Genomic DNA, 12,065 nt, shown 5'->3' on the forward strand with positions numbered 1-12,065 from the left:
GAATTCCCGATCTTTTTTCTATTGGCCTTGATCTTGGGAGGGATTTGTGCTGTGACAACGGATGTGGTCAACGGGTTGACTCTGAGGCGGAGCCCGGAGGGTGATCTTCCGGTGGTTGTGCAGGTCAGTGGTGAGGCGGCGCTGTTCTCCCGGCCGGAGCTGAAGGTGGAGCGGGTCAGTTATCCGGTGATGACTCCGTCGGCTGCGGTGGGGGTGCTCGAATCGATCTTTTGGAAGCCGGAGATGCGGTACCAGATTGTCGCGATCGAGGTGCTGAAGCCGGTGAAGCAGTTCTCGGTCCGGCGTAACGAGACCTCCGATGTCGCGCCGCTGTCCGAGGCGATCAAGGGCACCCGCCGGGTGGACACGGCCGCGCACCGGGATCAACGCAACGCTGTCTGTCTGCGCGATGTGGCGTACCGGGTTCACGCCCACATCGAGTTGGCCGGGCACGCGGACAAGCGGGTCGCGGCGTACCGGGACCAGTTTCGGCGCCGGGTCCGCAAGGGAGCTTGCTTCCAGCAGCCCTACCTGGGCACGCGCGAGTTCAGCGCTGAGTTCGGCTGGCCGGATGACACCCGGCGGGCGGACGTCAACGAGGAGATCGGCATCATGCTGCACTCCATCCACCGTGATGGGAAGCCTGGTCAGCCGCGGATGGAATGGTTCGCCGCCCGGGTCGTTGCCGGTGTGCTCTACGTGCCCGAGCGCGGGATCGAGCTGGCGCTTCCGGTGGAAGGCCAGGTGGTCTAGTGCTGTTGCAACGGCTGGTGGAGTACGCCGGCACCAGCGCCGACGTCATCCCGGCGTTCTATGCCCGCAAACCCGTGCGGTGGAGCCTGGAGATCGACGCGAACGGCGTACCTCGGGGAGACTTCGTCAGCACCGCCGACAAGGATGACCCGCAGCGCCGGTTCGGTGCACAGCGCCTAGTGCCGGCGGTGACCCGGACCGTCGGGATCTCGCCTGTACTCGCGGTCGACAACGGCGAGTATGTCTTCGGCTGGCTATCGGAGGGGGCTAAGCCGGAGCGGGTTGCGAAGCAGCACGACGCCTTCCGTGCCTTGATTACGGAGTGGGCTGCCGCCGAGCCTGACGGTCCGGGGCCGGCCATCGCCGCTTTCTACCGGGACGGGCATGCCGGCAAGCTCCAACCGCCGGCCGATTGGAGCAGGGGTGACCTGATCGGCTTATGGGTCGACGGGGTCTACGCGGCGGACACCAGTCCGGCGCGGCGGTTCTGGGCCGGGGTGGCCGGTGACCGGAAGGGTTCGGGGCGGTCCGGCCTGTGTCTGGTCTGCGGGCAGGTGCAGCCGTTGCTCAAGACGGTGCCGCAGCAGATTCCTCGGCGGTGGGTGCCCGGCGCCACCCAGAGCGCGTCGCTCGTCAGCATGAACGAGGCCGTGCACGGCTACGAGCTGCAGAAGTTCCTCACCAACACCCCCATCTGCACCGACTGCGGCCTCAAGTTCATGACCGCGCTGACCGGTCTGCTCTCCGATCCGCTGCACAGCACCGCCCTGTCCGGGCAGAACGCCCGGCTCGCCTGGTGGGTGCTGGGGGGGTCGACCTTCGACCCGTGGGCGACCGTCGAGCAGCTGGACCCGACCCAGATTCAGAACCTCATCGCGGGTCCCGCCAGCGGCAAGGAAGAGACGGTCGAGGACCTGTCCCGGTACTGCTCGCTGACCGTCGGCGGCAACGTCGCCCGGGTGGTTGTACGGGACTGGGTCGAGCAGCCGGTCAGCCAGGTGAAGGACAACGTCCGGGCCTGGTTCGACGACCACAAGATCGTCGACGCCTGGACCGGTGACGTGGTGGAGGTCAAGGTTTCCCAGCTGGCCCGAGCGGCCGGACGGTTCGAAGCCGGACGCAACGGAGGCCCCGGAACGTGGACCAAGTTCGGCGCGTCCGGCGAACACCGACCACCCGACCTGTTCCACCGGCTACTCGGCGCCGCGCTGCTCAAACGGCCGCTGCCGCCGAAACTGCTCAACCATGTCATCAACCGGATCCGTATCGACGGCCGGCTCGACGCGCCCCGAGCCGCCCTGATCCGGCTCGCCCTGCGCCGCCACCCGAACCTGCCCGAACATGAACGAGAGAGGCTGACGCCAACCTTGAACGTGGAGCACAAGCCCCCGGCCTACGTGTCCGGCCGCATCTTCGCCGTCATGGACGACCTGCAACGGACCGTGTTCCGGGTCGCCGACCAAAAGCTCAACACCACCTTCGCCGAACGCTACTTCGGCCGAGCCATCGACAACCCGCAGGTCGTCATCGTCTCCGGCCGCCGCAACGTGCAGGCGTGGCTCAAACGGCTGCGCGGCCCCCTGCACCGGCCGAACTGGTCCGAGGCGTACGAACGCCGACTCGACGACCTGTTCGTCCAACTCGCCGCGATCCCCAACGGCGCGGTACTGACCGACAAGGCCCAGTTCATCCTCGGCTACCACCAGCAGCGGGCCGAGATGCGGGCCGAACGACTCGCGGCAGCCGCGAACAGAAAGAACACCGACCTGCCCCCGCAGCCCGACGACGTGGCACCGGCCACCGACAACGAAGGAGACGACGCATGACCGCCGCGCACCTCGACCCGACCCGCCGCCACGACGCCGTCCTGCTGTTCGACGTCAGCGACGGCAACCCGAACGGCGATCCGGACGCCGGCAACCAGCCGCGTACCGACGACGAGAGCGGACAGGGCCTGGTCACCGACGTGGCGATCAAGCGCAAGATCCGCGACACCGTGTCGCTGCTGCGGGGCGACGACCCGCGCTACGGCATCTTCGTCGAGGCCGGCTTCGCCCTGAACACCCGGATTGAAGCGGCGTTGCAGGCCAACCCGGGCAAGGCCGACGAGGCGCAACGCTGGATGTGCGAGCACTACTTCGACATCCGAATGTTCGGCGGCGTCCTCAGCACCGGCAAGGGCGGCGGCGCCGGCCAGGTCCGCGGGCCCCTCCAGCTCACCTTCGCCCGCAGCATCGATCCGATCCTGCCCACCGACCACACCATCACCCGGGTCACCCAGACCCGACAAGAAGACATCGACAAGGGAGAGCGTACGGAAATCGGCTCCAAGTGGACCGTCCCATATGGCCTGTACCGGGCGCACCTGTTCTACTCCGCGCCCCGCGCCACGAAGACCGGCGTGACCAGCGACGACCTGGCCGCACTGTGGCAGGCCATCACGGTCATGTTCGACCACGACCGAGCCGCCACCCGGGGCGAGATGAAGCTGTGCGGGCTCTACGTGTTCAGCCACCCCGACGCGTTCGGGGCCGCCCCCTCGGCCGCCCTCACCCAACGCATCACGCTGGACCGAGTCAACCGTGACAAGGCGCCACGCGCCCACACCGACTACACCCGCGACATCGACGAGTCGAGGCTGCCGGACGGCGTCGAGCTGACCAAGCTGGTCGACCTCTGGCCGTGACCGGCGACCACCCGGCGGACAGCGGCACCGACCTGCGGGAGGTGCCGCTGTCCGCGCTCGAGCACTACGCCTACTGCCACCGGCAGACCGCGCTGATCCACGTCGAGGGCGTCTGGGCGGAAAGTGCCGAGACGGTACGCGGAGACCTCAGCCACACCACCGTCGACCTGCCCGGAATCCAACGCCGCCGGGGCCTCACCGTGATCCGGTCACTACCGGTGTGGAGCCACACCCACGGCCTACGCGGCATCTGCGACATCGTCGAGTTCGAGAAGGGCACGGCTACCCCCGTCGAATACAAGGTCGGACGGTACAAAGCCGGCGGACCCGCCGAACTGCAACTCGGCGGGCAGGCACTCTGCCTCCTCGAAGCCGGCTTCGACGTGCCAACCGGCTACATCTACTCGATCGCCGAACGGCGCCGACACGCCGTACCGATCGACGCCGACCTGCTCGACCGAGTCGTGGCCGCGACCGCAGCGGTACGCCTGCTGCTCGACACCCCGGCGTTGCCGACGGCACGCAACGACGCCCGCTGCCGGCGATGTTCGCTGCGCGAGGACTGCCTGCCCGAGCTGACCGACGGCAAGCGGCAGGCCACACCCGACCTGTTGACCCCACGACCATTGGGACAGTGGCGTGACTGAGCTGCTCAACACCCTGTACGTGCAGACCCCCGGCACCAGCCTGCACCTCGACGGCGACACCGTCCGGGTGTACCACCCCGACCAGCCCGGACGCCGGCTGTTGCCGCTAGTCCGGCTCGACCACCTGGTCCTGTTCAGCGGTGTGACACCCAGCGACGACCTGCTGCTGCGGTGCGCCGACGACGGCCGCTCGGTCAGCTGGCTCACCGGCAACGGACGGTTCCGTGCCGGCCTGGTCGGCCCCACCCACGGCAATCCGCTGCTCCGCCAAGCCCAGCACCGGGCCGCCGACTCGCCGGACCGGCAACTGCCAATCGCGATCGCCATCGTCGCCGGCAAGATACACAACGCGCGACAAGTGCTGCTACGCACCGCCCGGGACACCAGCGGACACCGGCAGACCGCACTGCGGGCCAGCGCCGAACTGCTGGCCGGACGGCTCGAACTACTCGGCACCGCGGCCAGCACCAACGACGTGCTCGGCGTCGAAGGCATCGCCGCACGCGACTACTTCGCCGCCATGCCGCACCTGCTCGGCGAAACCAAGGACTGGAAGGCGTCCGGGCGGAACAAGCGACCGCCCACCGATCCGCTGAACTGCCTGCTCTCCTTCCTGTACGGCATGCTGCGCGTCGCCGTACAGGGCGCACTCGACCAAGTCGGACTCGACCCCTACATCGGCTTCCTGCACGCCGTCCGGCCAGGCAAACCCGCCCTCGCCCTCGACCTGATGGAAGAGTTCCGGCCACTACTGGCCGACCGGCTCGCACTCACCATGCTCAACCGCCGCGAGTTGACCCCGACCGACTTCGAGGAACTGCCAAACAGGGCGTACCGGCTCACAGACAATGGACGGAAGACAGTACTGGCCGCCTGGCAGCAGAGCAGGCAGCGCAACTGGCCGCACGCGCAGCTCGGCCGGCAGGTACCCGCCGCGCTGCTGCCACTCGTGCAGGCCCGGCTACTCGCACGTCACCTGCGCGGAGACCTGGCCGCGTACCAACCATGGACGGTGAACTGAGCCATGGACTTACTCGTCACGTACGACGTCGAGACAGTTACCCCACAGGGGCAACGCCGACTGCGCAAGGTCGCCAAGATCTGTGAGGCATACGGCCACCGCGTGCAGAAGTCAGTATTCGAGGTCGTCTGCCGCGAAACCGACAAGGTGCGCCTCGTCGCCGCACTCCAAGAGGTCATCGACCCGACCCAGGACAGCATCCGGATCTACCGGCTGCCGGCCCACGCGCTCGACGATGTCGAACACCTCGGCAAGCCACGGGCGATCGACCCACGGGGAGCGTTCGTGATCTAGGAACCACAAGTGAAAGCGGAAACCCCAGAGATTCCGAACCGAGAAATCTAGACTAGATGAACAAATCGGACCGTGAGTGAGTCAAGTGCGCATCGTCAGATGGCTATTCTTGCTGCTCGCGAGCGGCTGCGCCCGGCCCACGCGCCGGGCGAGGATCGCAACACCCTCGCCGTCGACCTGCTCGACGAGGATCCGCAGCGAGCTGCGCCCGGCCCACGCGCCGGGCGAGGATCGCAACCCCGGGTCACCCGTGTCCCAGAACTCCGGCGGTCGGGTGCTGCGCCCGGCCCACGCGCCGGGCGAGGATCGCAACGAGTACATCGCCTTGTACAGCCGGTCGAGGTCTTCGGGCTGCGCCCGGCCCACGCGCCGGGCGAGGATCGCAACCGCTGGACGGTGCGGCGCTTGGCCGTGGCTCGGACAGCTGCGCCCGGCCCACGCGCCGGGCGAGGATCGCAACCTTCAGGTCCCGGGCCATCAGAGCCTGCCCGTGGTCCGGCTGCGCCCGGCCCACGCGCCGGGCGAGGATCGCAACGTTCGTGCTCCGGGACGTGTACGAGGCGCGACACGAGGCTGCGCCCGGCCCACGCGCCGGGCGAGGATCGCAACGTACGGGCGTAGCGGATCCACGCGCAGCCCGCGCCCGAGCTGCGCCCGGCCCACGCGCCGGGCGAGGATCGCAACGATGACCCGGGCGAGGTTGACCCCGAGGATTGACCCGAGGCTGCGCCCGGCCCACGCGCCGGGCGAGGATCGCAACCCCGGTGCGAGGGGCTGCGCTGCGCGTGCCAGTGACGAGCTGCGCCCGGCCCACGCGCCGGGCGAGGATCGCAACGACGTTTGCCGTATCCGGCGCAGGCGGGGAGGTGTCCACGCTGCGCCCGGCCCACGCGCCGGGCGAGGATCGCAACAACGGCACCACCAGCCCCGTGCTGCGGGGCCTGGCCGCGCTGCGCCCGGCCCACGCGCCGGGCGAGGATCGCAACAACGCCGGCGGCACGTCCGTCCAACTGAAGATCAGCAAGGCTGCGCCCGGCCCACGCGCCGGGCGAGGATCGCAACCCGCGCAGCAGGTTCCCCCGGGCGGACAGCCGTACGGGCTGCGCCCGGCCCACGCGCCGGGCGAGGATCGCAACATGCCGCCAGCCGACTACGTCACCACGAGCGTCACGTGCTGCGCCCGGCCCACGCGCCGGGCGAGGATCGCAACCGCCTACGCCTGCGAGTCGCACGTCATCGGCGCGCTGGCGCTGCGCCCGGCCCACGCGCCGGGCGAGGATCGCAACACCGCCGACCCGCCGCCGCCGGTCGCGGCCTGCCCGGTGCTGCGCCCGGCCCACGCGCCGGGCGAGGATCGCAACTATGTCCAGATCCACGGGTGGTCGCCGGTCGAGCAGGCGCTGCGCCCGGCCCACGCGCCGGGCGAGGATCGCAACTGGCGATGGTGAGCCTGGGCCGGTGATCCGCTACCTGGCTGCGCCCGGCCCACGCGCCGGGCGAGGATCGCAACCCCTCGGCGTTCGGGTCACCCTTGCGATAGCTCATGCTGCGCCCGGCCCACGCGCCGGGCGAGGATCGCAACGCCGTCACCCTCGCGGCATGGGGCGCCGAGCGGCTGTGGCTGCGCCCGGCCCACGCGCCGGGCGAGGATCGCAACGCCGGCGTGGCCAACACGGCGACCACGGGTACGACGCTGCGCCCGGCCCACGCGCCGGGCGAGGATCGCAACGCCGAGAGCGACCAGCAGGATTTGTCGCAGGGCGTCGCGCTGCGCCCGGCCCACGCGCCGGGCGAGGATCGCAACACGCAGCTCGCGCCCGTGATCGTCGAGGCGGGTCGGGCGCTGCGCCCGGCCCACGCGCCGGGCGAGGATCGCAACATTTCTGGTGTGCTCCTTTGCTCGGTTGAGCGGGTTGGTGCTGCGCCCGGCCCACGCGCCGGGCGAGGATCGCAACCCCATCGAGGCCGTGGGCGTAGGCCACAACGAACAGGCTGCGCCCGGCCCACGCGCCGGGCGAGGATCGCAACACCTCCGCCGTCAGCACCACCACCCGGCCTTTGCCGGCTGCGCCCGGCCCACGCGCCGGGCGAGGATCGCAACTACCCCATCCACCTGTACAAGAACAACACTGACAACAAGCTGCGCCCGGCCCACGCGCCGGGCGAGGATCGCAACGCCGGTGGGCAAGACGCAGTGGGGCACCACGGAGGAGGCGCTGCGCCCGGCCCACGCGCCGGGCGAGGATCGCAACGCTGACCTTGGCGTCACCACCACCGGGAGCGCCATCGCTGCGCCCGGCCCACGCGCCGGGCGAGGATCGCAACTCCTTCGGCCGGCTTGCTTCTCGGCTTCGGTCTTCTGCTCGCTGCGCCCGGCCCACGCGCCGGGCGAGGATCGCAACCCGCTGTATCCCGGGCAGCAGTGGGCGCGCGACGGCGCTGCGCCCGGCCCACGCGCCGGGCGAGGATCGCAACGTCCTGTAGCTCGTGCAGGCCGCGCATGGCGACGGCCGCTGCGCCCGGCCCACGCGCCGGGCGAGGATCGCAACTCGACCTGGCCGACGCAGGTCATGCCGGCACGGTCGAGGGCTGCGCCCGGCCCACGCGCCGGGCGAGGATCGCAACGCGGTCTCCCGTGACTGTGACGTGACCGGTGACGTGCGCTGCGCCCGGCCCACGCGCCGGGCGAGGATCGCAACTTGCTGTCTAGGGTCAGAACACGTTGCTACAGAGGGCGGCTGCGCCCGGCCCACGCGCCGGGCGAGGATCGCAACTCGTCGTCCGGGTAGCGAGTCCACTCCGGCCACCCAGCTGCGCCCGGCCCACGCGCCGGGCGAGGATCGCAACCACGCCAGCCGACGCGTTCCGGTCGCGGCCGACCCGGGCTGCGCCCGGCCCACGCGCCGGGCGAGGATCGCAACCAACGTAGAAGACGAAGATGGGGCCCGGCCCACGCGGCTGCGCCCGGCCCACGCGCCGGGCGAGGATCGCAACGACCTCGTGCGGCGCGACGCGGCGGCGGTCGCGGTCTAGCTGCGCCCGGCCCACGCGCCGGGCGAGGATCGCAACGCCGCCTCGGCGGTGTCGTCCAGGGCCTGCTCGAACGGCTGCGCCCGGCCCACGCGCCGGGCGAGGATCGCAACGGTCGATTGCGGTCACGACGTAGCCGGGCAGCGGCACGCTGCGCCCGGCCCACGCGCCGGGCGAGGATCGCAACGCCTTGACCAGCCTGCGGACCTCCGCCTGTTGCTTGCGCGCTGCGCCCGGCCCACGCGCCGGGCGAGGATCGCAACCTGTTCGGTGAGCGGAAGATTCTCTGGTCTGCGCACGAAGCTGCGCCCGGCCCACGCGCCGGGCGAGGATCGCAACTCGGTACCTGTCCGCGAGCCGGCACACCTCGCGCATGCTGCGCCCGGCCCACGCGCCGGGCGAGGATCGCAACCCGTGGACCCACAACGATCCGAACGCGGGCGAGGCGCAGGCTGCGCCCGGCCCACGCGCCGGGCGAGGATCGCAACACCTACGGCGACGCGTACATGATCTGCTGGCCGGTGGAGCTGCGCCCGGCCCACGCGCCGGGCGAGGATCGCAACACTCTCAATCGGCACCAGTCCGAGCCGGAACCCGTACGCTGCGCCCGGCCCACGCGCCGGGCGAGGATCGCAACCAGCGCTTTGAGCGTGCCACCGGCCGCGAACCAGTCGCTGCGCCCGGCCCACGCGCCGGGCGAGGATCGCAACAGGGGTCTCTTCGATGTACGCGAGGCGGCACGCGCGCAAGCTGCGCCCGGCCCACGCGCCGGGCGAGGATCGCAACCGTTAGGTCGCCCTTAAATCGTGACCGGCGTGACGGCCGCTGCGCCCGGCCCACGCGCCGGGCGAGGATCGCAACCGCTCGCGCGCCGACCGGCGCGCGTACCTGTGGAGAGGCTGCGCCCGGCCCACGCGCCGGGCGAGGATCGCAACTCTCGTGTGCCCTTCGGCTTGAACGTCCCCAGGCGGTGCTGCGCCCGGCCCACGCGCCGGGCGAGGATCGCAACGGCTTCTGTTCCGCCAGCCACGCCTTCCACTCCCGGCGGCTGCGCCCGGCCCACGCGCCGGGCGAGGATCGCAACCTTGACCGTGTACGTCCAGGCGTTCGGCAGGATGTCAGGCTGCGCCCGGCCCACGCGCCGGGCGAGGATCGCAACGAGAAGGTCAGCGGCTACCTGAAGGACTTCTTCCGGGCTGCGCCCGGCCCACGCGCCGGGCGAGGATCGCAACTCCTCAACAGTTCGGGCGATGGAAGCCAGCACGTCGAGCGCTGCGCCCGGCCCACGCGCCGGGCGAGGATCGCAACTGCAGCGGCTCGCCGACGACGTGACCCGCCGTGAAGGGCTGCGCCCGGCCCACGCGCCGGGCGAGGATCGCAACACGGTGCTGCTCGCCGAGATGGCCCCGGCCGCGAGGCTGCGCCCGGCCCACGCGCCGGGCGAGGATCGCAACAGGCACCAGCAGTCCGTACTCATCATCGGCGTACGTCGCTGCGCCCGGCCCACGCGCCGGGCGAGGATCGCAACGGCCCTGGACCCGGCCGCCCGGCTCGCGGCCGAGGCGCGCTGCGCCCGGCCCACGCGCCGGGCGAGGATCGCAACGCTGGGAAGGGCGAGGCGATGGCACCGCGTACCTGATGCTGCGCCCGGCCCACGCGCCGGGCGAGGATCGCAACTACGAGGATGTCCACCGGCCGGTACGTGCCGAGAAGCTGCGCCCGGCCCACGCGCCGGGCGAGGATCGCAACCCCTGCGCGAAACCGAGGACGGGGCGCGGCAGCTCGGACGCTGCGCCCGGCCCACGCGCCGGGCGAGGATCGCAACCCGGCCGACGTGCAGGGGGCGGCGAAGCAGCTCGCAGGTGCTGCGCCCGGCCCACGCGCCGGGCGAGGATCGCAACTCTCTTCGACGCGATGCGCAAGAAGAACCTCGATAAGCTGCGCCCGGCCCACGCGCCGGGCGAGGATCGCAACCTCGTCTGGTGCCTCCAGCGCGCCGGCTACGTGTGCGCGTGCTGCGCCCGGCCCACGCGCCGGGCGAGGATCGCAACCATGCACCTGCCGGGGCCGCAGGCTCCTCCCCGAACAGCTGCGCCCGGCCCACGCGCCGGGCGAGGATCGCAACCGCCGATTGGAACCGCCGTCACCCGGCCGACGAGGCGCGCTGCGCCCGGCCCACGCGCCGGGCGAGGATCGCAACTCCGCCCCCTTCTACACCGCCGCCGTCGACCTGCTGCTGCGCCCGGCCCACGCGCCGGGCGAGGATCGCAACAAGAAGACCGGCGAGGGCGACAGCTACTCCGAGATCGTGCTGCGCCCGGCCCACGCGCCGGGCGAGGATCGCAACTGGTCAAGAACGGCTTGCCAGTCGCGCAGCGTCAACGACGCTGCGCCCGGCCCACGCGCCGGGCGAGGATCGCAACATTCGCTCTTTCCGGTGCCCTTTCCGATGCGCCTTGAGCTGCGCCCGGCCCACGCGCCGGGCGAGGATCGCAACGGGCCGACTCCGGCGCCGCCACCCACATCGAGCCCGGAGCTGCGCCCGGCCCACGCGCCGGGCGAGGATCGCAACCGAGGCCTCCGCCGACCGCCGGAGCCGATGACCGCTGCGCCCGGCCCACGCGCCGGGCGAGGATCGCAACTCCGCGGCGTCGAGGATGTCGCGGGCCTGCTTCGCGAGGCGCTGCGCCCGGCCCACGCGCCGGGCGAGGATCGCAACGGTGAGGTTCTTGGCCTTGCTCTTGCCGCCGCCCGCGCGCTGCGCCCGGCCCACGCGCCGGGCGAGGATCGCAACACCGCCTGGCGCGCCCGCCGCGACGTCGACCCGGCGCTGCGCCCGGCCCACGCGCCGGGCGAGGATCGCAACACCACCCGGGGCAACCGGATCCAGACGTGGCGGCCAGGCTGCGCCCGGCCCACGCGCCGGGCGAGGATCGCAACTTGCAGCGCGGTCGGGGTCGTCCGTTGACGGTGCCGGCGCTGCGCCCGGCCCACGCGCCGGGCGAGGATCGCAACAAGGCGGCCGTGCGGCGCGGCAAGGCCAGCCGGAACGCTGCGCCCGGCCCACGCGCCGGGCGAGGATCGCAACCGGTTGTTGTCCACCACCACCGCGCGCACCGGCGCGAGCTGCGCCCGGCCCACGCGCCGGGCGAGGATCGCAACTACGAGGTAGTCACCGTCGAGGCGGATGACGTCGGTGAGCTGCGCCCGGCCCACGCGCCGGGCGAGGATCGCAACAACCTCATCGGGGTACGCGCCGCGGCGACGGGAGGCGGGAGCTGCGCCCGGCCCACGCGCCGGGCGAGGATCGCAACACGGCGTCCTGGGCGACAGCCTCCCGCAGCATGCGGTGCTGCGCCCGGCCCACGCGCCGGGCGAGGATCGCAACTCCGTGTCCGCCGGGCTGGGCCGGCACGACCACAACAGCTGCGCCCGGCCCACGCGCCGGGCGAGGATCGCAACCACTCCCACGACGCCCCATGCCGGTGCTGAAACGTCGGGCTGCGCCCGGCCCACGCGCCGGGCGAGGATCGCAACACCGTGACGACCGCCGCCGCCGTGGTGCTCATCCGGGAGCTGCGCCCGGCCCACGCGCCGGGCGAGGATCGCAACCCGGTCGGCAACGAGCTGGTCA

Annotated in this window: 6 protein-coding genes and 1 CRISPR repeat array (1 of these 7 running past the window's edge); all 6 genes read left to right on the forward strand. The window is 71.8% G+C overall.

Annotated features, from left to right (window positions below; all coding sequences use genetic code 11):
• Positions 1-63: 63 nt before the first annotated feature.
• The 6 genes from cas5c to cas2 are packed head-to-tail and all read left to right on the forward strand — an operon-like array spanning position 64 to position 5,401.
• Positions 64-753, forward strand: coding sequence for a type I-C CRISPR-associated protein Cas5c (gene cas5c, locus HCJ94_RS23185; protein ID WP_168003194.1), 690 nt, complete (start codon positions 64-66; stop codon positions 751-753).
• The gene (gene cas8c, locus HCJ94_RS23190) at positions 753-2,579 is read left to right on the forward strand and encodes a type I-C CRISPR-associated protein Cas8c/Csd1 (protein WP_168003156.1); all 1,827 of its coding nucleotides are present in this window, start codon (positions 753-755) and stop codon (positions 2,577-2,579) included. The genes cas5c and cas8c overlap by 1 nt, the downstream gene beginning before the upstream one ends.
• On the forward strand, positions 2,576-3,439 hold the full coding sequence (gene cas7c, locus HCJ94_RS23195; RefSeq protein WP_168003157.1) for a type I-C CRISPR-associated protein Cas7/Csd2: 864 nt from the start codon (positions 2,576-2,578) through the stop codon (positions 3,437-3,439). The genes cas8c and cas7c overlap by 4 nt, the downstream gene beginning before the upstream one ends.
• Positions 3,436-4,086: a CRISPR-associated protein Cas4 gene (gene cas4, locus HCJ94_RS23200; protein WP_168003158.1), complete on the forward strand. Its 651-nt coding sequence runs from the start codon at positions 3,436-3,438 to the stop codon at positions 4,084-4,086. The genes cas7c and cas4 overlap by 4 nt, the downstream gene beginning before the upstream one ends.
• Complete coding sequence (gene cas1c, locus HCJ94_RS23205) at positions 4,079-5,107, forward strand: type I-C CRISPR-associated endonuclease Cas1c (RefSeq protein ID WP_168003159.1); 1,029 nt, start codon at positions 4,079-4,081, stop codon at positions 5,105-5,107. Before cas4 ends, cas1c begins: the two co-directional genes overlap by 8 nt.
• A gap of 3 nt (positions 5,108-5,110) precedes the next feature.
• Positions 5,111-5,401 (forward strand): CRISPR-associated endonuclease Cas2, encoded by a 291-nt coding sequence (cas2, locus tag HCJ94_RS23210; RefSeq protein ID WP_168003160.1) that lies wholly within the window; start codon positions 5,111-5,113, stop codon positions 5,399-5,401.
• A gap of 125 nt (positions 5,402-5,526) precedes the next feature.
• A CRISPR array of direct repeats spans positions 5,527-12,065; the repeat unit is 37 nt; unit sequence GCTGCGCCCGGCCCACGCGCCGGGCGAGGATCGCAAC; it runs 2,365 nt beyond the window's last position.

The organism is Micromonospora thermarum, assembly GCF_012034245.1.
GTDB classification, from domain to species: domain Bacteria; phylum Actinomycetota; class Actinomycetes; order Mycobacteriales; family Micromonosporaceae; genus Micromonospora; species Micromonospora thermarum.